The organism is Amycolatopsis coloradensis (assembly GCF_037997115.1).
GTDB classification, from domain to species: domain Bacteria; phylum Actinomycetota; class Actinomycetes; order Mycobacteriales; family Pseudonocardiaceae; genus Amycolatopsis; species Amycolatopsis coloradensis_A.
In genome coordinates, this window is sequence record NZ_CP150484.1 from 394,518 (window position 1) to 416,362 (window position 21,845).

Here is a 21,845-nt window from a genome sequence, read left to right on the forward strand (position 1 = left end):
AGCTTTCCCCGCATTTCATGCGGGGAAAGCTCCCTTCGTCGCATGTCATGCGGGGAAAGTCCCCTTCAGCACCTGGGTGCTCGATCACGCTGAGTGAGTGGTGGCGGTCACACCGTCAGCGCACCTAGACTTCGTACGTCTTGCTACGGCCACGTTGCCAAACCGTGTCCATTTGATGAGGCTTAATCGATTCAGCCGTCTTCCGCGAAACCCGTTCGGCGGCATATGTTGTCGCCCACAACATATGCGCGATGGTGCGACCGGTCCCTCAGGATCGCCGCCCGCGAGCAAGATCCGGAAGGAACGAGGATGCGCAGCAGAACCCTTACCCTCCTCGCCGCGACGGTGGGCGCCGGCCTGGTGCTCTCCGCCTGTGGCGCCAACACCGCCGACTCGGGCAGTGGCAACTCCTCGCAGTCCGCCCCCGCCCCGGGCGGCGCCGCCGCCGGTGGCAAGGTCGGCGTCATCCTGCCGGAGACCGCCACTTCGGCGCGCTGGGAGTCCTTCGACAAGCCGTTCCTGACCAAGGCGCTCAAGGACGCGGGCTTCGACGCCGACGTCCAGAACGCCCAGGGCGACGTCCAGAAGTTCACCACGCTGGCCGACGGCATGATCGCGCAGAACGTCAAGGTCCTGATCATCGCCGCCATCAACGGCGAGGTCGGCGCGGCGGTCGCCCGCAAGGCGCAGGCCGCGGGCATCCCGACGATCGACTACGACCGCCTCAACCTCGGCGGCAGCTCCGACTACTACGTCTCGTTCGACAACGAGAAGGTCGGCCAGCTGCAGGGCCAGGGCCTCGCCGACGCGCTGAAGGACAAGAAGGGCGCCGAGGTCGTCATGATCGAGGGTGCCCCGACCGACAACAACGCGACGCTGTTCGCCAACGGCCAGAAGTCCGTGCTGCAGCCGAAGTTCGCCAGCGGCGACCTGAAGCTCGTGCGGGAACAGGCCATCGACAACTGGGACAACCAGAAGGGCGGCCAGACCTTCGAGCAGATCCTGACCGACAACAAGGGCAGGGTCGACGGCGTCGTCGCCGCGAACGACGGTCTCGCCGGCGCGGTCATCACCGTGCTGAAGAAGAACGGCCTCAACGGCAAGGTCCCGGTCACCGGCCAGGACGCCACCGCGGACGGCCTCATGGCGATCCTGCGCGGCGACCAGTACATGACCGTCTTCAAGCCGATCAAGGAAGAGGCCGAAGCCGCGGCGAAGCTCGCCGTGCTGCTGGCCAAGGGCGACAAGGCGGGTGCCGACGCGCTGGCCACCGGCAAGGCGAAGGACCCGAAGGGCAACCGCGAGGTCAAGTCCGTGCTCCTCGAGCCGAAGATGACCACCAAGGACGGTGTCAAGGAGGTCGTGACGCAGGGCTACGTCAAGGCGGCCGAGATCTGCGGCGGCGACCTGGCCGCGGCGTGCACGCAGCTCGGTATCTCCTGACCCGTTAATCCAGACGACCGGGCCGGTGCGTTCCCCCGACGGAGCGCGCCGGCCCGGTACCCAGCCGGGAGAACCCCATGAGTGAACCCATCCTCGAACTGAAGCAGCTGAACAAGAGCTTCGGGCCGGTCCACGTCCTCCACGACGTGGACTTCAACGTGCGCGCCGGCGAGGTCACCGCGCTGGTCGGCGACAACGGTGCCGGCAAGTCCACTTTGGTCAAGTCGATCGCCGGGATCCACGGCTACGACTCGGGAACGGTGACGTTCCAGGGCAAGCAGGTGAACATCCACGGCCCGCGCGACGCCGCGGATCTGGGGATCGAGGTCGTCTACCAGGACCTCGCGCTGGCCGAGAACCTCGACATCGTGCAGAACATGTTCCTCGGCAGGGAACGCGGCAGCAAATGGCTGCTCGACGAGGCCAGCATGGAGAAGGCCGCCCGCGAGACGCTCGCGTCGCTGTCGGTCCGCACCGTGAAATCGGTCCGTACGCCCGTTTCGGCCCTCTCGGGCGGGCAGCGGCAGACCGTCGCGATCGCCAAGTCCGTGCTGTGGGACTCGAAGGTCGTCCTCCTCGACGAGCCGACCGCCGCGCTCGGTGTCGCGCAGACCCGCCAGGTGCTCGACCTCGTCCGCCGCCTCGCCGAACAGGGCCTCGGCGTCGTGCTGATCAGCCACAACATGGCCGACGTCTTCGAGGTCGCCGACCGTATCGCGGTGCTCTACCTCGGCCGTCTCGTCGCCGAGGTGCACACCAAGGACGTCACCCACGGCCAGGTCGTGGAACTGATCACCGCCGGTCGCTCCGGCGACCTCGGCCTTGCCCGCCCCGAAGCCGCCGTCCTCTGATCCGAGGCGAGAAAGAACCGGAAATGACTGAGACACCTGCAAAGCCCGCCTCGCCGGAGGGGGGAAAGTCGGCGGCCGCCGCGCTCAACCCGTCGGCGGCCATCACGGACTTCGGCATCGACACGACATCGATGTCGACACGCGAAGCCGTCGGCGACTACTTCTCCCGGCTCAAGGCGGGACAGCTGGGTTCGCTCCCGGCGCTGCTCGGCCTGCTCGTGCTGGTGATCGTGTTCGCCTCGCTGTCGGACACCTTCCTGACGATGAACAACATCGCGAACCTGATGGCCCAAGGCGCAGGCAAGGCGATCATCGCGATGGGCATCGTGTTCGTGCTGCTGCTCGGCGAGATCGACCTGTCCGCGGGCACCGCGTCCGGGGTCACCGCCGCGGTGCTGGCGATGCACTACGTGCGCAACGGAAACCTGTTGGGCGGCATGGGGAACGGCGTGTTCATCGCGTTCCTCGTGGTACTCGCGATCGCCGCGTTGCTCGGTGTGGTCCTGCGGATCTGGGCAGGTGTCGGGTTCGCCGTGCTCGCCATCGCGCTCGTGCTCTCGGGAACCGCGGCGAACCCGTGGATCGAGATGCTGCTCGCGATCAGCGTCGGTGGCGCGATCGGTGTCCTCACCGGTTTCCTCGTCTCCAAGATCGGGATGCCCTCGTTCGTGGTGACGCTGGCGCTCTTCCTGGCCTGGCAAGGGGTCATCCTCCAGTTCATCGGTGAGGGCGGCACGCTCGGCATCAGCACCTCGGACGTGCTGTTCAAGGTCGCCAACGGCAATCTGTCCACTGTGGGCAGCTGGGTCCTCTTCCTGATCGCCGCCGGCGGGTTCGCCGCGGTGACACTGGGACAGCACTTCTCGCGGCTCAAACGCGGCCTGGTCACGCAGCCGACGCCGATGGTGCTGTTCAAGGTCGGCGCTATCGCCGTGGTCGCCGCGATCGCGACCTATCTGCTGACGCTGAACCGCGCGCCGAACCCGAACATCGTCATCTCGGGTGTCCCGTACGTCGTGCCGATCGTGCTCGGCCTGCTGGTGCTCGGCACCTACGTGCTCAACCGCACCCAGTACGGCCGCCACATCTACGCCGTCGGCGGCAACCGAGAGGCGGCCCGCCGCGCCGGTATCAACGTCGAGAAGATCCGCGCTTCGGTGTTCGTCATCTGCTCGGCGGTGGCGGCGGTCGGCGCGATCGTCTACTCGTCGAAGGTCGGTTCGGTCGACCCGCAGGCCGGTGGCCTCAACACGCTGCTGTTCGCGGTCGGCGCCGCCGTCATCGGTGGCACGTCGCTGTTCGGCGGCAAGGGCCGGGTCGTCGACGCGGTGATCGGTGGCCTCGTGCTGGCGGTCGTGGAGAACGCGCTCGGCCTGCTGAAGCAGTCGGCGGCGGTGGTCAACATCGTCACCGGTCTGGTGCTGCTTCTCGCGGCCACGGTCGACGCGCTGTCCCGGCGCCGCGCGGCTGCGTCGCCGCGCTGAGTCCGCATGGAATGATGAAGCCCGTGACCAGCACACCCGTTGCACGACCAGACGAGGTGCGCAGGCACAACCGCACGACCTTGCTCCGGTTGCTGCACGTCAGCGGCCCGAGCACCAGGGCGACCCTCGCCACCGAGCTGGGGCTCAACCGCAGCACCATCAAGACCCTCGTCGACGGCCTCGCGGAAGCGGGTGTCGTCGAGGAGCGGGTCCCGAGGCCGGGACGAGGGGCGGGCCGCCCCTCGCTCCTGGTCCTGCCGCAGCCGCACGCGGCGGTGGTGCTCGCGGTCGACCTCCAGGTGGAACACGTGGCGATCGCGCTGGTCGGGTTCGGTGGCCAGATCCTCGGGCGCAACAGCTGGAACCTCCACGGCCGGATGCGGGAGGCCGACGAGGTGATCACGCACGTGATCGAGTCGACCACCGTGCTGGCGGGCGACCTCGGTGTGCAGCCGATCGCCGCGGGGGTGTCCGTGCCCGGCGTCGTCCGCCGGGCCGACGGGCACGTCCATGAGGCCCCCAACCTGCGCTGGACGGATGTGGCGCTGGGGGAACGGCTCGGCGGTGTGCTGCGTATTCCCATCCTGGTCGGCAACGACGCCGAACTCGGGGCCATCGCCGAACACCTGCGCGGCGCCGCGCGGGGTTCCTCGGACGCCGTGTACGTCTCCGCCGACGTCGGTGTCGGGGGAGGGATCATCGCGGACGGTTCGTCGCTGCGCGGCGGCGCGGGCTACGTCGGCGAGATCGGGCATATGGCGATCCGGCCCGGCGGCCGTCCCTGCTACTGCGGATCCAGCGGCTGCTGGGAGACCGAGGTCGGTGAGGCGGCGCTGTGCCGCGCGCTCGACCTGCCCGAGGACACCCCGCGCGGGGCGATCCTGTTCGAACTGCGCGAACTGGGCCGGGATCCGCGCGCGGCCGAGGAGCGGCTGTCGGAGTTCGCGGAATGGCTGACGCTGGGCCTGGTGAACGTGGTCAACCTGCTCGGCCCGCAGCTGGTCGTGCTGGGCGACCTGCTCACCGTGCTGCCCGACTCGGTCGTGAAGTCGGTGGCGGCCGAGGTCCGGCGGCGGAGCCTGGTCAGCCGGGCCGTGGGCGGGACGCAGATCGTGAGCTCCGCGCTCGGGGCGGACGTGAAGCTGCTGGGCGCGGCGGAGGCGGCCTTTGAAATGATTTTGGACACCGTCTAGCTCGCATTTGGTCCTCTGGATGCGGTAGTTGCACACGCAAGGACCGCATCCAGAGGACTAAATGCGTTCTTGCGCGAGGCCGGACAGCAGGGCCACCAGGGCAGCGAGGGACTTCTCCTTGGCGGCGGCGGGGTCTTGGGCGTGCGCGATCATCAGCGCCGCCTCCGCGCAGGCGCTCAGCGCCAGCTGCGCCAGTTCCGGGATCGGCGCGTCGATCAGCAGCCCGTCCGCCGCGGCGGCCTCCAGGATCTCCGTGATCAGGCCCAGCCCGTACCGGTTCTCCAGCTCCCGCCATTCCTGCCAGCCGAGGACGGAGACGGCGTCCGTGAGCGCGATCCGCACCACCTCGGGCCGCAGGCACAGGTCCAGGAACCGGCTCAGCACGCCGAGCGCCCCCGCCCACGGGTCGTCCGTGGCGCGCAGGACGGTCTTCAGTTCCTCGGTGATCTCCGTTTCGATCTGCTCGATCACGGCACGGAACAGGCCCTGTTTGTCCCCGAAGTGGTGGTACAGCGCGCCGCGGGTGACGCCCGCCGCCTGGACGATCTCGTCGGCGGGCACGGCGGCGTAACCCTGTTCGGCGAACAGCGTCCGCGCCGCCGCGATCAACGCGGCCTGCGTCGAGTGCGATCGTTCGGTCTGGCTACGTCGTGGCGTGGGCACGCAGGAATTCCACCATCATGCCGCTCAGCCGCTCCGGCTGGTCCTCCGGCACGAAGGCGTAGGAGTCCTCGATCGTCTTCAGTTCGGCGTTCGGCAGGACCCCGGCGAGTTTGCGGCCCAGCCACAGCGGGAAATGCCGGTCTTCGGGCGCCCAGGCCAGCAGCACCGGCTTGGTGAACGCGGGCAGCCGCTCGGCGGCGGTCAGCGTGTACCGGTTGTCGACGCTCGCGGTGAACCGGCGCAGATCGTCGCGGATCTCCGCGCTCCGGCGGCTGGGCAGGAGGTACGCGTCGAGGATGTGGTCCGGGACCGGGTGTTTGGCCAGCCAGAGGAAGTCCGTCGTCTTCAGCAGCCACCGCGAGCGCAGCGCCAAGATCATCAGCCCGACGCCGCCGGGAATCCGGGCCAGCGGGCTCAGCCCCGCGAACAGCGGCGGCAGGAAGCGCTCGTAGGAGTCCGACGGGGTCAGCACGACCCGGCCCACCCGTTCCGGGTCCGTGGTCATGAGCAGTTGCGTGAGCGCGCCGCCGGTGTCGTTCGCGACCACGGTGACGTCGGCCAGGTCGAGCACTTCGAGGAACCGCGCGATGAGCGCGGCGACCCCGGGCGGGCTCAGATCGGCGTTCGGGACCGGGATCTCGTGCGACCCCAGCGGCCAGTCCGGCGTGAGGCAGCGGAAGCCGGCGTCGGCGACCGCGGGGGCCACCTTGCGCCAGAGCAGTCCGTTGGTCAGCAGTCCGTGTACGAAGACCACGGGAGGGCCTTCGCCGCGGTCGCGGTAGCGGATGCGGGCGCCGCCGAGGTCTGTCTCGTGCACCTCGCCGAGAAGGTCGCTGGTCGTCATGACAATAAACATACATGCCGTATGTATGTTTTGGAGGACGTGGAGTGCCCTGGCGAACTGGGGTGGGTGCTCAGGCGAGCGCATGTCCTGAAGGGACCCTTTGAGACGTTGAAGGTCCTCAAGGGGGCCTTCGGGACATGGGGTTCGACGCGGGCACCGACCGCCGCCCCCGGCGCACCCTCACCGAAAACAGGGCGGCCGGCGCGCTCCATACAGGAGCGGCCGGGCGAGCAGCAGCGCGATGATCACGCCGACCGCGACGAACGGCGAGNGCAGGCGTTGATCGACGCCGCCAAACTCGTCGCGTTGCACCTGCTCCATACAGGAGCGGCCGGCCGCCGGGTGGTCGTGGACTGGTGGGCTACCGCTGAATGTCCGCGGACATTTCCTTGAGCTTCGTTTCGTGTGCGCGGGCGTGGTGACCACAGAAGAGCAACTCGCCACCGGTGCTGAGAATGGCTCGAACCTGGGCTGCAGCTCCACACCGGTCGCATCGGTCGGCAGCGGTCAGTTCGGGGCGGGTGAGCGTCGGTGAAGTCATTGGAGTCTCCCTCCGTCCCGGCACCGGTGGCCCGGTGCCATCGATCCAGCTACGACCACTTCGGCACTGATGCCGGCAACGTTCGTTCCCGGCCCCGCCGTGTTCGTGCTTCCACTCTTCCAGACGTTTGGCGACCCGCAAGTGTTCCCGTGCGGGTGTCTCATTTGTCACTGGTAATTACCTCGGATGCCGTAGCGTAATCACGCAACGTGGGAGATGACTCCCCGTGGAACCGTCTTTTCCCACGTCAGGCACCATGCGAGGGTGGGTATCGCAGTCGTCCGGAACCGTCTTCCGAGCGTGCCGTCGCCGGTCTTGTTCGTTCTCAGCGGAATTTCCATGTACGCCGGTGCGGCGATCGCCGTAGGTCTCTTTTCGGTCGCCTCCCCCGCGGGGGTGGCCTGGCTCCGCTGTCTCGGGGCGGCGGTGGTCCTCCTGGCGTGGCGCAGGCCACCCCGCTCGGCGTGGACCGGGCACGCGTTCCTGCTCGCGGGCGCCTTCGGCATCGTCACCGCCGGGATGAACGTGCTCTTCTACGAGGCGATCGCGCGGCTGCCCCTCGGCACCGCGGTCGCCCTCGAGTTCGCCGGGCCCGTGGTGGTGGCGGCGTTCGGTTCGCGCACGCGCCGTGACGTCTTCGCGCTGCTGCTGGTGGCGGCCGGGGTGGTCGCCATCGCGGACGTCCGGCTCGAAGGCAGCCTGCTCGGCGTTCTGTTCGCGCTCGGCGCGGCGGCCGCCTGGGCCGGGTACATCCTGCTCGGGAAGCGGGTCGCGGTCGGCGGGAACGGGATCGACGGGCTGGCCGTCGGGTTCGCCGTGGGCACCGTGGTGCTGTCGCCGCTGGCGCTCGGCACCGGCGCGGTATGGGGTTCGCCACGTTTGCTGCTGCTCGGCATCGGGGTCGGGGTGCTTTCGACCGTCGTGCCGTACGCGCTCGACCAAGTGGTCCTGCGCAAGGCCGGGCGGGCGCGGTTCGCGCTGCTGCTCGCGTTGCTGCCGGTCACGGCGGGACTGGTCGGCTTTCTGTGGCTCCGGCAGGTCCCGGCCCTGCCCGAGGCGATCGGCACCCTGGCCGTCGTCGCCGGGGTCGCGCTGCGGTCGCCGGGCAAACGTGATGGCCCGGCGCCTCCCTGAGCGGGATACTGACCAGCCTGTGGCGTTGCGAACACCGGGAGGACACGTGGCCGAGATCCGGCGGGCAGTCACCGTCGAGGAGGTCGTCGCCGCTCAGCATCTGTTCGACGGGCCCGCGCAACGGGACGCGTCCGAGAAGTTCCTGGCGGGGGCGGAGAACCATCTCCTGATCGCCTACGAAGACGGCGAACCCGCGGGGATGATCACCGGCACCGAGGTGACGCATCCGGACAAGGGCACCGAGATGTTCCTCAACGAACTCGATGTCAGCCCGGACTACCAACGGCGCGGCATCGGCCGCGACCTCGTCGACGCGCTGGCCGGGATCGCGCGGGAGCGTGGTTGCCGGGGGATGTGGGTCGGGGTCGAAACGGACAACAAGGCCGCGCTGGCGACCTACGCTTCGGCCGGGGCGTCGAACGACGGGCCGTTCGTCATGCAGTCGTGGACGTTCGAAGACTGATGTCCTCCGGAATCGACGGCGACCGGACGGGGCTGTCCGGGCGGCGCTGGCTGCCCGGCGGCGAGCACCTCGTCGCCGTCGCGCGGGCCGAACTGCCGCAGAAGGACGGGCTCGCCGGGCCGTTCACGGCGCTGGCCGCCCTGCGCGCGGCGGGGTTCGACGTCGCGGGACAGGACGAGGTCGCGGCGCTGTCCGGCACCACGACCGAAGGCCTGTCCCGCGCGATCGGGGCGCTGTCGGGCGGACGGCTCGCCGCCGTGTCCGCCAGCGGGAACTGGGCGCCGCAGTCGTTGTTCATGCTCCTGGCCGCGCTGTGGCATCTGCCGCGCGTCGCGTTGATCGCGGAGGTCGACCCGGCCGAATTCGGCGCGCACGACACCCCGGCGCGAGCGCTGCTCGACTACCTCGACACGGGGATCCCGCCGCTGTGGTCGTCCCGCTGGCGCCCGTCCGCCGCGCACCACGTGCTGGCGACCGGCATGCGGATCGGTGCCGAAGGTACCCTGGTGTCCATTATGGATGGTTATCCGTCCTTGGGGGACAACGGATTGCACGACCAGCCGGTGGAATGGGTGGCCGCGGCGCTGAAACGGATGCTGGTCGTGGTGGACGACGGCGACGCCGAGGCCGCCGTCGCCGCGATCACGACGGCCGGTCTTTGGAGCTGAGCTCGTCCTTCGCGAAACGGGAATGCGTGCGCCCGTAGAAGAGATAGATCAGCATGCCGAGCCCCAGCCACGCGGCGAACCGCAGCCAGGTCATCACGTCCAGGTTGAGCATCAGGTAGAAACACGCCAGTGCCGCCACGATGGGCAGGTACGGCGAAAACGGCACGGTGAACGGGCGTTCCAGGTCCGGACGGCGTTTCCGCAGCACCGGGACGGCCACCGCGACGATGATCATCGCCGACAACGCGCCGATGCTGACCATGTCGGCGAGTTCGGAGATCGGCACGAACGCGGCCAGCGCCGCGATCAGCACCGCGCCGGCGATGGTCATCCGGTGCGGGGTGCCCCAGCGCGGATGCGCCGTGCCGAACTTCTTCGGCAGCAGGCCGTCGCGGCCCATCGCGAACCCGATCCGGCCGATCGTCACCAGTTCCACCATCATCACCGACGTCAGCCCGGTCACCGCGCCGAGCGAGATCAGCGCGCCCACCCAGTGCTGCCCGACGCGGTCGAAGGCGTCGGCGAGCGGGGCGCCCGCGTCGATCTCGGTGAAGGGCACCATCCCGGTCAGCACCAGCGAGACCCCGATGTAGAGCAGCGCGCAGACGCCGAGCGCGCCGAGGATGCCGACGCGCAGATCGCGTTTCGGGTTCACGGTCTCCTCGCCGAGGTTGGCGAGTGCCTCGAAACCGGTGTAGGCGAAGAAGACGACGGCGGCGGCCGTCACCATTCCGGCGATTCCGTAGACCGATTGTTCGAGTCCGAGCGCGGCTTGCACGATCGGCTGGTGCAGGGTCCCGGCCGTCTCCGTCGGCGCCTGGGCGGGCGGGATGAACGGGGTGAGGTTCTCGCCGCGGATGTAGAACACGCCGACCGCGAGGATCAGCACGCAGACCGCCACCTTGACCAGCACGAGCAGATTCGTCACCCGCGCCGACTCCTTGATCCCGAGGACGGCGATCACGGTCAGCACGGCGATGATCGCCACCGCGCCTATGTTCACCTTCGCGTCTTCGCCGAACCACTCGGGGGAGAGCCCCATCAGATTCGCGAGATAGCCGGACCAGCCGCGCGACACGACGGCCGCGCCGAGGGCGAATTCGAGCAGAAGATCCCAGCCGATGATCCAGGCGAAGGTCTCGCCGAGGGTCGCGAAGGCGTAGGTGTAGGCGCTACCCGCCGTCGGCACGCTGGACGCGAGCTCGGCGTAACAGAGCGCGGCCATCCCGGCCACGACGGCGCCGAGCACGAACGACAACGTGACCGACGGGCCCGCGTGGGATTTCGCCTCGACCCCGGCGAGGGTGAAGATCCCGGTGCCGATGATGATGCCGACCCCGAACCCGATGAGATCGCGCCCGTGCAGGCGGCGTTTCAGCTCACCCGAGTCCTGCCGTTTCAGGACCTCGTCCACGTCCAGAGTTCGCCGCATGAAGGGTCACGCTAGAAGATCACCGTCCACCTCGCAGATCGGTGGGTCCAGGTGGTCGTGAGTGGCGATTCGTGTTCTGACCCGAATCGCCACTCGCGANTCGTGTTCTGACCCGAATCGCCACTCACGACCACCTGGAGGTATCACCCCTCCAGTACGACGCCGTTCTCCTGCGCGAGGATCGCCGCCTGCACCCGCGACCGCAGTTCCAGCTTCGTCAGCACGCGGGACACGTGCGTCTTCACCGTGGTCTCGCCGATGTGCAGCCGGGTCCCGATCTGGGCGTTGGACAGGCCGCCGCCCAGGCACGCCAGCACTTCGCGCTCGCGTTCGGTCAGGTCTTCGAGCCCGTCGGGGACCAGCGAAGGCTCGCGGGTCCCGGCGGCGAAGGCGGCGATCAGCTTCCGCGTGACCTGCGGGGCGAGCACTCCTTCGCCCGCCGCGACCAGTTTCACCGCCTCGATCAGCCGCGACGCCTCCACCGACTTCAGCAGGAACCCGGCCGCACCCGCCCGCAGCGCGGCGTGGACGTACTCGTCGAGATCGAAGGTCGTCAGCACGAGGACTTCGCACAGTCCTTCCGCGGTCAGCTCCCGCGTGGCCGCGATGCCGTCGACGCCGGGCATGCGCACGTCCATCAGCACGACGTCCGGTTTCAGCGCCTTCGCCTGGCGGACGGCGGTGGCGCCGTCCGCCGCTTCGCCGATCACCTCGATACCCTCGGCGTTGCCGAGGATCATCATCAACCCGGCGCGGATGGCGCCGTGGTCGTCGGCGACCAGCACCTTGATGTTCCCGTCGCTCAAGACCCCTCCAGAGGAAGTTCGGCACGGACCAGCCAGCCGCCGCCGGACGGCCCGGCGGCGAGAGTGCCGCCCACCGCGGCGGCGCGTTCCCGCATGTTCAGCAGGCCGAGTCCGGTCCCGCCGTCGTCACCCGAGCCGGAGCCGGGACGAAGATCGTTGCGCACCTCGACGGTGAGTATGCCTCCGTCGGCGCGGATGTCGAGCACGGCCCGGCCCCCCGCGGCGTGTTTGGCCGCGTTGGTGAGCGCTTCCTGCGCGATCCGGTACGCGGTCAGGTCGACCGCGGCGGGCAGGGAGTACTGGCCAGGGGTGGACCCGATCTCGACCTTCAGCCCGCTCGCCCGCGCGGATTCGACCAGTTTGGACAGTTCGGCCAGCCGGGCGGGCGCCGTCGGTTCGATCTCGGTGTCCCCGGTGGACGGATCCGCGCGCAGGAGCCCGATCATCGCGCGCATCTCGTCGAGCGCGCTCACACTGTTCTCCCGCACCGATTCCAGGACCTTCCTGGACAGGTTCGGGTCGACGGTGGCCATCGACAGCGCGGCCTCGGACTGGATCGCGATCGCCGAGAGATGCCCGGCGATGACGTCGTGCAGATCCCGCGCCATCTTCGAGCGTTCCCCCGCGACGGCGGCCTTCCGGTCCAGTTCCCCGATCGTGGCCAGCTGGACCGCGTTCGCCCGTTCGCTGTCGGCGATGTCCCGCTGCTGGCGCACGTTGGCCGCCCACCACACCGGCGTGACCAGGAACGGCAGGAGGGCGAACGCGGCGAGGATCGCCGTGCGCCACTGCGCGGAGAAGATGAGCGCCAGGCAGACCACCGCGATGGTGCCGATCGCGGCGACGCCGATCATCAGCCTGCTCGTGCGCCGCGAGCCGTAGAGCGTCGTCGCGTACAGGAAGTCGGTGAAGACGATGAGGATCGGGAGCGACGGGCCGAAGGCGATGTCCACGGCGAGCACGGCCAGCGCGCAGAGCAGTGCCAGCGGGATCTTGCGGCGCAGCATCTCCAGCCCGCACAGCACGGTCAGTTCGCTCAGCCGGATCCACAGTGGCGTGTCGTCGGGGCCCGCCAGGAGCACCTGCATCCCGCTCACGTAGACCAGCACGCCGAGGACCCAGGTGCCGGAGGCGATGACGAGGTCCTGTTTCCATTCGGCGAGGTGGTTCAGGCGCGGGACGAACGTGGGCACCGCCCCATCCCAGCACACCGGGACGGGCCGCGGGGTCCTACTAACTGATGACGGTGATCTCGTGCCGTACGCCGACGCGGAGGACCGGTGTGGTCGGCGAGGCTTACGGCGTGAACAAGATCTGGGACTTCATCGCGGAAAACCCGATGGCGGCCGTGGTCGCCGGCGGGGAGATCGGTTTCTGGGTCGCCATCGTCGCGGGCCTCGTGGCCCGCTATCTGCTCAAGCTGAAGCGGACCAGCGTCGTGCTGCTGCTCCTGACCCCGGTGATCGACCTCGTCGTGCTGGTCGCGACGGTCATCGACCTGCGCAACGGCGCCACGGCGAACTTCGTGCACGGCCTGGCCGCGGTGTACCTGGGCTTCAGCGTCGTGTTCGGGCATTCGATGATCAAGTGGGCCGACGTCCGGTTCGCCCACCGGTTCGCGGGCGGGCCGCCACCGCCGCCCAAGCCGAGGGGCCGGGAGAAGCTGCGCGCCGAATGGCGTGACTGGTTCAAATGCGTGCTGGCCTGCGGGCTGGCCGCGGGGGTCCTGCTCCTGCTGATCTTCATGGTCGGCGACACCGAGCAGGTCGACCCGTTGTGGGGCTGGCTGCCGAAGCTGGGGGTCGTGACGGCCATCTGGTTCGCCACCGGGCCGCTGTGGCAAGAACTCTCACCCAAGAACGAGAGGGTCAAGGAAGGGGCTCGACGATGATCGAACTACTGGGAATCCTCCTGCTGGTGCAGGGCGGGGGCGGGCTGATCAACCGGCTGCTGGGCAGTACCGACCCGAGCTGGTTCGTCCAGCTCCACCTGCTCCCGTCCGGGATGCACGTGGTGGTGAGCGCGCTGATGGTGGCCGGGGGCGTGGGGCTGCTGTTCGCCGAACGCGCCCGCAAACAGCGCCGCCGGTCAGAGTGAGACCAGCACCTGCAGGACGCCGAGGACGATGGTGACGACCGTCAGGACGACGGTGACCACGGTGAGCCGCGTGACCCGCGCGCTCACCGTGTTCTCATAGGCGTACCGGGTCTCCTCGTCCATCGCCTCGGCCTGGCGGTCGAGCTGGGCGATGATCCGCTCCACGCCCATGCTGGTGACCAGGCGGCGCTCCAGCGAATCGACCTCGGGTGGCAGCACCGAATGCAGCATCTCGAGGATGTCGTCGAGCGAGCCGCGCAGGAGCCGGGTCCGGCTCCCGGCCTTCTTCATCGACGCCAGCCACTGGTCGGCCAGCGCCATCCGGATCAGGACGCGTTCGAGGATGAAGAGCATCCCGTGGTCGAGTCCGCCGATCTCGCTGTCGATGCCGAAGTACGGTTCGGCGGCGCCGAACAGGCCGCGCATCAGCTCGTCCTGGTGCTCGACGTAGTCGGAGTCCTTGCTGTTGAGGCACACGATCCCGCCCGCCATCGTGTAGGCGGCGACGAACGAGCGCGTTCCCCACGACGGGCCGAGCGCGTCCCTCGCGACCTCGCGGGGCACGAACCGCCAGCCCTCGTCGCTGGTCGCCAGCCCGTAGTACGGCCGGGGATCGGCGGCGACCCGCTGGGCGGGCGGATGCCCGTCGTGGGACCGCAGCTCGGCGCACCAGCCCTTGCGGCTGAGCCCTTCGGTGAGGCCGCAGCCCTTGGTCAGGTCCTCGAAGATGTGGGTGACGGTCTTGAGGAGCGAGGGGAACGTCTTCTCGCCGTAGATGCCGTGCAGCCCGTTCTCGCCGTTCGCCGTCTCACGGCCTTGAAGACTCTGCAGGACGGCGATGGCCAGGTCGAACTCGGCGGAGGGGCCATCGGCCGCCGCGCCGGTGATCGTGGTGGCGAGGACCAGCGTCATCGCGTGATAGGCGGGATGCCAGGTGACGACGAGTTCGCAGGGCAGGCCGACCGCGCCGACGCGGATCGACAGCCTGCGTTTGCGCAGCATCCGTCTTCGCGGCGGTGTCGTGTAATTGGCCAGGAAGTTCTCCGCGGCCGTCCACTCCTCGCCGAGTTTCCCGTCGAGGTGGGCCAGCAGCCCGCGGTCCCGGCCGCCGTCCAGCACCTTCCCGGCCTCCCGCTCCGACAGCGGGACCGCCCACGCGAAGGTGAGGAGCAGCGCGGTCATCCGCGGCGCAACAGGGCGATCAGGTCCCGGCCGAGATGACGGCGCAGCGGCCCGGAGGCGTTGACCAGTTCGTCGCGGTCGATGTGCTCGTCGGCGGGACCGAGGTCGTCGAGGACGTGGTACGTCCACTCCCACGCGGTGCGCCAGCCCGCCTCGGCCGCGTCGGCGGCGACCTCCTGGGGATCGAGGTAGCGCACCGGGAGCGCCGGGCCGCCGTCGTGCAGCGCTTTGTCGAACTCTTCACGCGAAACACGGCGAGAGCGGACTTCGGTGCCCGCTTCGACGCTGTCGAGGCTGAACGCGCCCCGCCCGATCGGCGACCGGCTGTAGGCCAGCACCAGTGCGCCACCGGGCGCGGTGATCCCGGCCAGCCGCCGCAGGATCGGCCCGACGTCCGGCGTCGGCACGTGCTGGATGACGTGACTGCACAGCACGAGGTCGTACGGGCCGCCGTCCAGTTCCGTGATCGGAGAGACGGCGAAGGAGAAGCCGGTGTCCTCGACGGCGGTTTCCCGCGCCTTGGCCAGCCGGTCCGGGTCGGGATCCGCGGCGGTGACGTCGGCGGAGAACCGCGCGAGCCAGGGGAGGAGGCGGCCTTCTCCGCAGCCGGCGTCGAGCGCCTTGACTTCTTCGCGCGGGCCGAGGATCGCGGCGAGCTCTTCGGCTACCTTGCCGAGCGCGCGGTCCTCGCTGGCCGTCCAGTAGCCGTCGTAGGGTTCATGCCGTCGGATGAACACGCCGGTGACGTGGTCGCCGGTGTCCGGGTAGCGGTAGCTCTCGGTCAGCACAGTCGCGAATATAGCCCGGATTCGCGGATTCTCCGGTGCTCCGCAGCGGATTACCATGAGTCATGGCCATCGGGCCTGTCACGCTGTACGCCGTTGTCGCTGTGGCGCCTTCGGTGCTTTTCTGGTGCACGCTGAAGGTCCCCGCGCTGGTTCGCCGGTGGCGCCGTCGCCGTGAACCCGAGATCCCGTCGGGCCCGCCCATCGAGAAACTCGCCGCCGATCTCCGCCGGGTGCACCGCCTGCTGGCGGAACTACCGCCCGGCGCCTCCGCGGTCCGCCGGTACGGCACCAGGCAGGCGTACGACGCGCTGCTCGTCCAAGCCTGCCGGGAGGTCGAGGTCGACCACCGGCTGGACAGCCTGCCGGAGGGTTTCGGCCGGGAGATCGAACGGCTGCGGGTCGAGGAATCCCTGGCCGAGCGCGGGCTTTCGGTGTCCTGACACGGTTTGTATCGAAAGTATGCGCGCGACCGGGAGGCTCGCGGGCATGAAGAGGCTGGGATTTCTCGCTGCACTCCTGCTGGTGTTCGGGCTCATCCCCGGGGTCGCGTCGGCCGCGGCCGCGTTCCCGAAGATGGACGCGGCCACGGTCGACGGCTTCCGCTGGACGTCCGGCTCGACCTTCGGCACCTACGGCGCCCGGATCGCCGCGCTGGAGAAACACCTCCCGGCTCGCGGCCTGCCGGAGATCCTGTCTTCGGCGAACCGGAAGGCGCGGCCGCTGTGCCACGGCACGTATCTCGCGACGGCGCTGAAACCGGCGGGATTCTGCTGGGAAGACGCGAACGACGACAAGACCAACGACTGGATCCCGCAGGGACTGACCGGTTCCGGCGACGCGGACGCGGCGACCGGGAAGGTCGGCGGCAAACGGGTCGTGGCGACATCCTGGCACACTCCGGGCGACACGATGGTTCGTCTGTCCTTTGTGGACGCCACCGGGCTTGGATACCGGCACGTGCTGCTCGTCGAACCGACGTCGAACGACAACTTCGCCGTCGTGCAAGGACACGGGCACGGGATGACGTGGATCGGGAACCGGCTGTTCGTCGCGACCACCGGGGGAGTGGTGCGGGTGTTCGACACCACGCACTTCTGGAAGGTCGACGACAGCTCCGGCGTCGTCGGCAAGGGCCCGGACGGCAAGTACCACGCGGCGTTCTACGACTACGCGATGCCGCAGATCGGCGCGTACTGGTACCCCGGCGGCGGTGCCTGCACCAATGCCCCCGGGACGCGGCCGTGTCTCGCGACGATGTCGTTCGACCACGGTGACGGCTCGATCGTGACCGCGGAGCACATCCCGAACGCGGCGGGCGGCCGGGTGCTGCGGTGGCCGTTCGACCGCGCGACCGGCCTGCCCAAGGTGTCGGCCGATGGCACCGTGCACGCGAAGGAGGGCTTCGTGTCGCCGGTCTGGGGCATGCAGGGAGCGGTGGCACGTAACGGGTATTTCGTGATGACCGGCGTATGCCCCGAATACGCCGGGGTGGCGGGCGACCATCCGTCGTGCCTGCACGGCGGGGTCGGCGGCACCTCGACGTCGCGGCTGAGCGGCCGCGCGCCGGTGAACTCGCAGAACCTGTCGTACTGGCCCGCGACGGGGGAGCTGTGGCTGATGAACGAACAGCTCCGGGAACGGGTGACCGTACACGTCCCGTGGACGACCTTGACCGGCCGGCCCTGAGCCCACTCAAGTCCGTGAAGGCCTCCTTCCCTACTTTCAGGGTAGGCAAGGAGGCCTTCACGGACCGCTCGGTTCACGGGGCGAAGTCCCAGCGCGTCGCGCCGTGCGGTTCGGCACCCGCCACGCCGATCGCGCGGCGCAGGGTGAGGCGGTACAGGTGCCATGGCGGCGGTCCCGCGCTGGGCGCGCTGAAGGGAGCCGTGAGCGCGTCGCCCTCCACTGTCGCGGGCCAGCCGCCCGTCCGGTAGACCGCCGCCACCCGCTCCAGCGTCGCCGGGTCGGTGACGCGGTGCGCCTCGCCCTCCATCGTGAGGTCGATTCCCCGCAGGCGCACCGAAACCGAGCACGCCGGGTTCGCGGCCAGGTTGCGGGAACGGCGCGTGCCCGGCCCGCCCTTGAAGTACAGGGCGTCGTCCACCCAGACGGCGCCGACGCCTGCCGAATGCGGGCGTCCGTCGGGACGGACGGTCGTCACGAAGAAGGTCAGGTCGGCGGTCGGGGTGTCCTCGGCGAGGACGTCCCGCGCGCGGCTCCAAGGAAGTTCCGCGGATCCGTAGCGGTCGAGGTTCTTGGTGGCGTGAGGTTTCGTCATACCCACGTGTCGAACGAGCGGGCCGCGATTCGACACCGGACGCGAAAAACCTCGACTTCGGATTGGTGCGACGCACCGGGAACTCAACGGCGTTTGCCGTTGCCGACTGGATTGACGACAACCGAGCGGATGCGAGTGCAGCGTTCTCCGAAGTTGACTCTCCGGGTGTCAGCCGCCGCCAGGCTGGCTGGTCTTGTGGTCTTCCGCGTGCGCTGGATCATGTCCCGTGCGACACGGAGTGCGGAAGCCGCATCCGGTTGCCTGGTGAGCCGGCATAGCTCTGCGAGAAGAGCCGTCCTGTTCAAACCTCGTTGAGCCTGTACGCGTGGAGGCTGGCAGTAGCTGTCGAGAAGGGTGCGAATGCGCTTGAGCGGGATGGCTTTGGAAGTGTCGGTGCGGTCAGCGGGCGTATGGGCATCCGCGGCTTTGGTCTTCTTCTTCTGCCCGGTCGGTCTGCACGGGCCGATCACGGCCAGCTTCTGGCGGCGCTGAGCTGCAGTTTCCCGATTGCCTGCCATAGCGGCACCTCCCCGTCGTTGCACAACGAGTCGGCGGAGGATCGAATGACGTTACGAGCGAGACGCGGAAGACCCCGCCACCGAAACGGTGACGGGGTCTTCCGTGAACCCTGGGATCAGTCCAGGTAGTCGCGCAGCACCTGCGAACGCGACGGGTGACGCAGCTTCGACATCGTCTTCGACTCGATCTGCCGGATGCGCTCACGGGTCACCCCGTACACCTGGCCGATCTCATCGAGCGTGCGCGGCTGGCCGTCGGTGAGGCCGAACCGCAGCCGCACCACACCCGCTTCACGTTCGGACAGCGTCTGCAGCACCGACTGGAGCTGGTCCTGCAGCAGCGTGAACGACACCGCGTCGACCGCGACGACGGCCTCGGAGTCTTCGATGAAGTCACCGAGCTGCGAGTCGCCCTCGTCGCCGATGGTCTGGTCGAGCGAGATCGGCTCGCGGGCGTACTGCTGGATCTCGAGGACCTTCTCCGGGGAGATGTCCATTTCCTTCGCGAGCTCTTCGGGAGTGGGCTCGCGGCCGAGGTCCTGCAGCAGTTCGCGCTGTATACGGCCGAGCTTGTTGATGACCTCGACCATGTGCACCGGGATACGGATGGTGCGGGCCTGGTCGGCCATCGCGCGGGTGATCGCCTGACGGATCCACCAGGTGGCGTACGTGGAGAACTTGTAGCCCTTGGTGTAGTCGAACTTCTCGACCGCGCGGATCAGGCCGAGGTTGCCCTCCTGGATCAGGTCCAGGAACGCCATGCCGCGGCCGGTGTAGCGCTTGGCCAGCGAGACCACGAGCCGGAGGTTCGCCTCCAGCAGGTGGTTCTTCGCCCGCTCACCGTCGCGCACGATCCACTTGAGGTCGCGCCGCATCTGGGTGACGAGCTTCTCGCCCTCCTCCTCGGCGTTGCGGACGCGCTCGGCGGCGTAGAGCCCGGCCTCGATGCGCTTGGCGAGCTCCACCTCCTCCTCGGCGTTCAGCAGGGCGACCTTGCCGATCTGCTTGAGGTACGCGCGGACCGAGTCGGCCGAAGCGGTGAGCTCGGCGTCCTTGCGGGCCTGGCGCAGCGCCTCGGACTCTTCCTCGTCCCAGACGAAGTCCGGGTTGTCGGAGGTCTTTCCGGCGTTCTTGTCGGTCGACGTGCGGCGCCCGCGGGCGGGCGTCTCTTCGACGTCCTCGTCGGACTCCGCGTCCTCTTCCGTCTCCTCGGTGACGGAAGCGTCGACGACGTCCACCTCGACCTCTTCGAGGTCCGACAGGTCCGGGGTTTCGAGGTCGGCTTCGTCGAGCTCTACCGGGCCGTCTTCCGGATCGCCGTCTTCGGTCTTGGCGCCCTTGGTGGTGGGTTTCTTGGCCGGAGCCTTCTTCGCCGGGGCCTTCTTCGCGCCGGCCGCCTTGGCGGCGGTCTTGCGCGCCGCGGGCTTCGCCGCGTCGGTGGCTGCCTCGTCGGCCGGCTCGCCGGCTGCGGTCGCTGTCTTCGTCCCGCTTCGGGTTGCGGTTCTTGCGGCTGCCACTTACGCCCTTTCGCAGCGGTCGATCATGACGAGCCGAGGCGTGATGGTCTCGGCTGCCTCAAACTTCGGGGAACACCCCTCGGCCTGCGGTTTCCCTCGTTCTCGTGGGTGCCGCCGCCGTGGGCCGTGTTCCATTGTAACGACGATACGTGACAGCGTCGCGGCGCGGACCACCACCCGGCGGGCGCGACACGCCGTGCGACCCGCCGAAGTGACATCCGTGACGCGGATGTCAGCGTGCGCGCGTCAGTGCTCGATGCCCTCCGCGGCGGCGGCCGCCGCGCCGACGATGCCCGCGTTGTTCTGCAACGACGCGACGATCACCGGCGTGCGAATGTCGAGCAGCGGGACCCATTTGTGCGACTTCTTGCTGACCCCGCCGCCGACGATGAACAGATCCGGCCAGATCAGGTTTTCCAGCACGGAGAGATACCTGTTCACCCGTTCCGCCCATTCGGGATACGAGAGTTCCTCGTTGTCCTTCACCGATGCCGCCGCCTTCTTCTCCGCGTCGAAGCCGTCGACCTCGATGTGGCCGAACTCGGTGTTGGGCACGAGCTTCCCGTCCTGGAAGACCGCGCTGCCGATGCCGGTGCCGAAGGTCAGCAGCGCCGTCACGCCGCGCCGCGCGGCCGGGTCGCCCCAGCGGATCTCGGCCATGCCGGCGGCGTCCGCGTCGTTGAGCATCGCGATGTCGTCCACACCGCGGCCGAGGCGCTTGGCGAACAGGGCGTCGGCGTCGGTGCCGATCCACTTGCGGTCGATGTTGGCCGCGGTGTGCGCGACCCCCTTCTTGACCACCGCGGGCAGGGTGACGCCCACCGGGCCGTCCCAGCCGGCCTGGCCGGTGATCTCGGCGACGACGTCCGCCACCGCCTCCGGGGTCGACGGCTTCGGCGTGTCGATGCGGATCCGGTCGCCGATCAGCTGTCCCTCCGCCAAGTCCACCAGCGCGCCCTTGATCCCGCTGCCGCCGATGTCGATACCGAAACCTCGGGTCGCCTCCACCACGGACGTGGTCCCTTCTCGCACGATTCAGAAGCCTGCCTCGGAGACTTTAACCGGATGTGGTGACATGGCGGACGTGGGAGTTGACGAGACGTTGCTGAAGAGTGTCGCCGAGCGTGTCGCGGGCGAGGCCGCCGAACTGGTCCACGAGGCCTGGACCGGGATGAACGCGGGCCGCGAGGTGCGCGTGGACACCAAATCCGCCGACACCGACGTGGTGACCGCGGTGGACCACGAGTCGGAACGGCTGGTGCGCGCCCGGCTCGCCGAACTGCGCCCGGACGACGCCGTGCTCGGCGAGGAGGGCGGCGGGATCGCCGGGGAGGGGGTGACCTGGGTGGTCGACCCGATCGACGGGACGGTGAACTTCCTCTACGGGCTGCCGTGGTTCGCCGTGTCGGTGGCCGCGCAGGTCGGCGGGGTGTCGGTGGCGGGCGCCGTCGTCGAACCGGTCAGCGGGCGCCGTTGGACCGCCGCGCGCGGGCAGGGCGCGTTCCTCGACGGGCGGCCGCTGTCGGTCAACGCCCCGGAGCGGCTCGACCTGACGCTCGTCGGCACCGGGTTCGCCTACAAGGTCGAACGGCGGACGAAGCAGGCCCGGTTCGTCGCCGAACTGGCGACCAGGGTGCGGGACGTGCGGCGCAATGGGGCCGCCTCGCTCGATCTGTGCGCGGTCGCGGCGGGCTGGCTGGACGCCTACGTCGAGCACGGCCTCGGACATTGGGACTGGGCCGCCGGCGCGCTCATCGCGGCCGAGGCGGGAGCTCTCGTGTCGCTGCCGGGGGAGGACGCCGAACTCGGACCCGACGCGACGTTCGCGGTGGCACCGACGATCGCCGGGCCGTTGCGTCAGGCGCTGCTCGACTCGGGCGTGGGCACGATCTGAGCGGCCCGCCGAGCGCTATGAAGGACGCTTTCATTGCGAATTCGCAATG

General features: G+C 69.2%; 24 protein-coding genes. 12 read left to right on the top strand and 12 right to left on the bottom strand.

Annotation, left to right across the window (positions count from 1 at the left end):
• The first annotated feature begins 309 nt into the window (after positions 1-309).
• The 4 genes from LCL61_RS01625 (at position 310) to LCL61_RS01640 (ending at position 4,971) form a co-directional block, all read left to right on the top strand.
• Positions 310-1,443: a sugar ABC transporter substrate-binding protein gene (locus tag LCL61_RS01625; protein WP_192745403.1), complete on the top strand. Its 1,134-nt coding sequence runs from the start codon at positions 310-312 to the stop codon at positions 1,441-1,443.
• A 77-nt stretch (positions 1,444-1,520) separates the two neighbouring features.
• Positions 1,521-2,294, top strand: coding sequence for an ATP-binding cassette domain-containing protein (locus LCL61_RS01630; RefSeq protein ID WP_005164482.1), 774 nt, complete (start codon positions 1,521-1,523; stop codon positions 2,292-2,294).
• Positions 2,295-2,317: 23 nt separating this feature from the next.
• Positions 2,318-3,778 carry a sugar ABC transporter permease gene (locus LCL61_RS01635; protein ID WP_125675294.1) on the top strand — a complete coding sequence of 487 codons (1,461 nt, stop codon included), beginning with the start codon at positions 2,318-2,320 and terminating at the stop codon, positions 3,776-3,778.
• Positions 3,779-3,789: 11 nt separating this feature from the next.
• The gene (locus tag LCL61_RS01640) at positions 3,790-4,971 is read left to right on the top strand and encodes an ROK family protein (protein ID WP_340685194.1); all 1,182 of its coding nucleotides are present in this window, start codon (positions 3,790-3,792) and stop codon (positions 4,969-4,971) included.
• A gap of 57 nt (positions 4,972-5,028) precedes the next feature.
• Here LCL61_RS01640 and LCL61_RS01645 read toward each other — a convergent pair whose 3' ends face one another.
• The 3 genes from LCL61_RS01645 to LCL61_RS01655 form a co-directional block, all read right to left on the bottom strand.
• Positions 5,029-5,634 (bottom strand): helix-turn-helix domain-containing protein, encoded by a 606-nt coding sequence (locus tag LCL61_RS01645; RefSeq protein ID WP_340685195.1) that lies wholly within the window; start codon positions 5,632-5,634, stop codon positions 5,029-5,031.
• Positions 5,615-6,478, bottom strand: coding sequence for an alpha/beta hydrolase (locus LCL61_RS01650; RefSeq protein ID WP_340685196.1), 864 nt, complete (start codon positions 6,476-6,478; stop codon positions 5,615-5,617). The genes LCL61_RS01645 and LCL61_RS01650 overlap by 20 nt, the downstream gene beginning before the upstream one ends.
• Positions 6,479-6,839: 361 nt before the next feature.
• Positions 6,840-7,019 (bottom strand): DUF7455 domain-containing protein, encoded by a 180-nt coding sequence (locus LCL61_RS01655; protein WP_016332937.1) that lies wholly within the window; start codon positions 7,017-7,019, stop codon positions 6,840-6,842.
• Between the two features lie 339 nt (positions 7,020-7,358).
• On the opposite strand from LCL61_RS01655, the gene LCL61_RS01660 reads away from it, so the two are divergent.
• The 3 genes from LCL61_RS01660 to LCL61_RS01670 are packed head-to-tail and all read left to right on the top strand — an operon-like array spanning position 7,359 to position 9,284.
• Positions 7,359-8,153 (top strand): EamA family transporter, encoded by a 795-nt coding sequence (locus LCL61_RS01660; RefSeq protein WP_340688463.1) that lies wholly within the window; start codon positions 7,359-7,361, stop codon positions 8,151-8,153.
• Between the two features lie 46 nt (positions 8,154-8,199).
• Complete coding sequence (locus LCL61_RS01665) at positions 8,200-8,616, top strand: GNAT family N-acetyltransferase (RefSeq protein WP_340685197.1); 417 nt, start codon at positions 8,200-8,202, stop codon at positions 8,614-8,616.
• Positions 8,616-9,284 carry a DUF6885 family protein gene (locus tag LCL61_RS01670; protein WP_340688464.1) on the top strand — a complete coding sequence of 223 codons (669 nt, stop codon included), beginning with the start codon at positions 8,616-8,618 and terminating at the stop codon, positions 9,282-9,284. Before LCL61_RS01665 ends, LCL61_RS01670 begins: the two co-directional genes overlap by 1 nt.
• Here the strand turns inward: LCL61_RS01670 and LCL61_RS01675 are convergent.
• The 3 genes from LCL61_RS01675 to LCL61_RS01685 all read right to left on the bottom strand — a co-directional run bounded on the left by LCL61_RS01675 (position 9,259) and on the right by LCL61_RS01685 (position 12,715).
• Complete coding sequence (locus LCL61_RS01675) at positions 9,259-10,698, bottom strand: APC family permease (RefSeq protein WP_340688465.1); 1,440 nt, start codon at positions 10,696-10,698, stop codon at positions 9,259-9,261. The genes LCL61_RS01670 and LCL61_RS01675 overlap by 26 nt on opposite strands.
• Before the next feature lie 161 nt (positions 10,699-10,859).
• Positions 10,860-11,522 (bottom strand): response regulator transcription factor, encoded by a 663-nt coding sequence (locus tag LCL61_RS01680; RefSeq protein ID WP_340685198.1) that lies wholly within the window; start codon positions 11,520-11,522, stop codon positions 10,860-10,862.
• On the bottom strand, positions 11,519-12,715 hold the full coding sequence (locus LCL61_RS01685) for a sensor histidine kinase (RefSeq protein ID WP_340685199.1): 1,197 nt from the start codon (positions 12,713-12,715) through the stop codon (positions 11,519-11,521). The genes LCL61_RS01680 and LCL61_RS01685 overlap by 4 nt, the downstream gene beginning before the upstream one ends.
• Positions 12,716-12,825: 110 nt before the next feature.
• On the opposite strand from LCL61_RS01685, the gene LCL61_RS01690 reads away from it, so the two are divergent.
• Positions 12,826-13,413 (top strand): hypothetical protein, encoded by a 588-nt coding sequence (locus LCL61_RS01690; protein ID WP_340685200.1) that lies wholly within the window; start codon positions 12,826-12,828, stop codon positions 13,411-13,413.
• Positions 13,410-13,619 (top strand): hypothetical protein, encoded by a 210-nt coding sequence (locus LCL61_RS01695; RefSeq protein ID WP_340685201.1) that lies wholly within the window; start codon positions 13,410-13,412, stop codon positions 13,617-13,619. Before LCL61_RS01690 ends, LCL61_RS01695 begins: the two co-directional genes overlap by 4 nt.
• On the opposite strand, the gene LCL61_RS01700 is transcribed toward LCL61_RS01695, so the two are convergent.
• The gene (locus LCL61_RS01700; protein ID WP_340685202.1) at positions 13,611-14,801 is read right to left on the bottom strand and encodes a hypothetical protein; all 1,191 of its coding nucleotides are present in this window, start codon (positions 14,799-14,801) and stop codon (positions 13,611-13,613) included. The genes LCL61_RS01695 and LCL61_RS01700 overlap by 9 nt on opposite strands.
• On the bottom strand, positions 14,798-15,589 hold the full coding sequence (locus LCL61_RS01705; RefSeq protein ID WP_340685203.1) for a class I SAM-dependent methyltransferase: 792 nt from the start codon (positions 15,587-15,589) through the stop codon (positions 14,798-14,800). The genes LCL61_RS01700 and LCL61_RS01705 overlap by 4 nt, the downstream gene beginning before the upstream one ends.
• 62 nt (positions 15,590-15,651) lie before the next feature.
• Between LCL61_RS01705 and LCL61_RS01710 the strand changes: the two genes are divergently transcribed.
• Positions 15,652-16,029, top strand: a complete 378-nt coding sequence (locus LCL61_RS01710; RefSeq protein WP_340685204.1) for a hypothetical protein — start codon at positions 15,652-15,654, stop codon at positions 16,027-16,029.
• A gap of 46 nt (positions 16,030-16,075) precedes the next feature.
• Positions 16,076-17,275 (top strand): hypothetical protein, encoded by a 1,200-nt coding sequence (locus tag LCL61_RS01715; protein ID WP_340685205.1) that lies wholly within the window; start codon positions 16,076-16,078, stop codon positions 17,273-17,275.
• 73 nt (positions 17,276-17,348) lie between these two features.
• On the opposite strand, the gene LCL61_RS01720 is transcribed toward LCL61_RS01715, so the two are convergent.
• The 4 genes from LCL61_RS01720 to ppgK all read right to left on the bottom strand — a co-directional run bounded on the left by LCL61_RS01720 (position 17,349) and on the right by ppgK (position 20,910).
• Positions 17,349-17,867 (bottom strand): pyridoxamine 5'-phosphate oxidase family protein, encoded by a 519-nt coding sequence (locus LCL61_RS01720; RefSeq protein ID WP_340685206.1) that lies wholly within the window; start codon positions 17,865-17,867, stop codon positions 17,349-17,351.
• An 83-nt stretch (positions 17,868-17,950) separates the two neighbouring features.
• A complete protein-coding gene (locus tag LCL61_RS01725; RefSeq protein WP_340685207.1) occupies positions 17,951-18,385 on the bottom strand; it encodes a hypothetical protein in 435 nt (144 codons plus the stop codon).
• A 116-nt stretch (positions 18,386-18,501) separates the two neighbouring features.
• Complete coding sequence (locus LCL61_RS01730; protein ID WP_126731519.1) at positions 18,502-19,902, bottom strand: RNA polymerase sigma factor; 1,401 nt, start codon at positions 19,900-19,902, stop codon at positions 18,502-18,504.
• 246 nt (positions 19,903-20,148) lie between these two features.
• Positions 20,149-20,910 (bottom strand): polyphosphate--glucose phosphotransferase, encoded by a 762-nt coding sequence (gene ppgK, locus LCL61_RS01735; RefSeq protein ID WP_219153986.1) that lies wholly within the window; start codon positions 20,908-20,910, stop codon positions 20,149-20,151.
• A gap of 67 nt (positions 20,911-20,977) precedes the next feature.
• Between ppgK and LCL61_RS01740 the strand changes: the two genes are divergently transcribed.
• The gene (locus tag LCL61_RS01740; RefSeq protein WP_340685208.1) at positions 20,978-21,796 is read left to right on the top strand and encodes an inositol monophosphatase family protein; all 819 of its coding nucleotides are present in this window, start codon (positions 20,978-20,980) and stop codon (positions 21,794-21,796) included.
• Positions 21,797-21,845: the final 49 nt, after the last annotated feature.

Excerpts from the sequence above, each read along its gene's own strand:
- LCL61_RS01700 (WP_340685202.1), bottom strand. The coding sequence starts at position 14,801 with ATGACCGCGCTGCTCCTCACCTTCGCGTGGGCGGTCCCGCTGTCGGAG.
- LCL61_RS01695 (WP_340685201.1), top strand. The coding sequence starts at position 13,410 with ATGATCGAACTACTGGGAATCCTCCTGCTGGTGCAGGGCGGGGGCGGG.
- LCL61_RS01635 (WP_125675294.1), top strand. The coding sequence starts at position 2,318 with ATGACTGAGACACCTGCAAAGCCCGCCTCGCCGGAGGGGGGAAAGTCG.
- LCL61_RS01710 (WP_340685204.1), top strand. The coding sequence starts at position 15,652 with ATGGCCATCGGGCCTGTCACGCTGTACGCCGTTGTCGCTGTGGCGCCT.
- LCL61_RS01740 (WP_340685208.1), top strand. The coding sequence starts at position 20,978 with ATGGCGGACGTGGGAGTTGACGAGACGTTGCTGAAGAGTGTCGCCGAG.
- LCL61_RS01625 (WP_192745403.1), top strand. The coding sequence starts at position 310 with ATGCGCAGCAGAACCCTTACCCTCCTCGCCGCGACGGTGGGCGCCGGC.
- LCL61_RS01630 (WP_005164482.1), top strand. The coding sequence starts at position 1,521 with ATGAGTGAACCCATCCTCGAACTGAAGCAGCTGAACAAGAGCTTCGGG.
- LCL61_RS01660 (WP_340688463.1), top strand. The coding sequence starts at position 7,359 with ATGTACGCCGGTGCGGCGATCGCCGTAGGTCTCTTTTCGGTCGCCTCC.
- LCL61_RS01650 (WP_340685196.1), bottom strand. The coding sequence starts at position 6,478 with ATGACGACCAGCGACCTTCTCGGCGAGGTGCACGAGACAGACCTCGGC.
- LCL61_RS01715 (WP_340685205.1), top strand. The coding sequence starts at position 16,076 with ATGAAGAGGCTGGGATTTCTCGCTGCACTCCTGCTGGTGTTCGGGCTC.
- LCL61_RS01670 (WP_340688464.1), top strand. The coding sequence starts at position 8,616 with ATGTCCTCCGGAATCGACGGCGACCGGACGGGGCTGTCCGGGCGGCGC.
- LCL61_RS01725 (WP_340685207.1), bottom strand. The coding sequence starts at position 18,385 with ATGGCAGGCAATCGGGAAACTGCAGCTCAGCGCCGCCAGAAGCTGGCC.
- LCL61_RS01655 (WP_016332937.1), bottom strand. The coding sequence starts at position 7,019 with ATGACTTCACCGACGCTCACCCGCCCCGAACTGACCGCTGCCGACCGA.
- LCL61_RS01640 (WP_340685194.1), top strand. The coding sequence starts at position 3,790 with ATGATGAAGCCCGTGACCAGCACACCCGTTGCACGACCAGACGAGGTG.
- LCL61_RS01720 (WP_340685206.1), bottom strand. The coding sequence starts at position 17,867 with ATGACGAAACCTCACGCCACCAAGAACCTCGACCGCTACGGATCCGCG.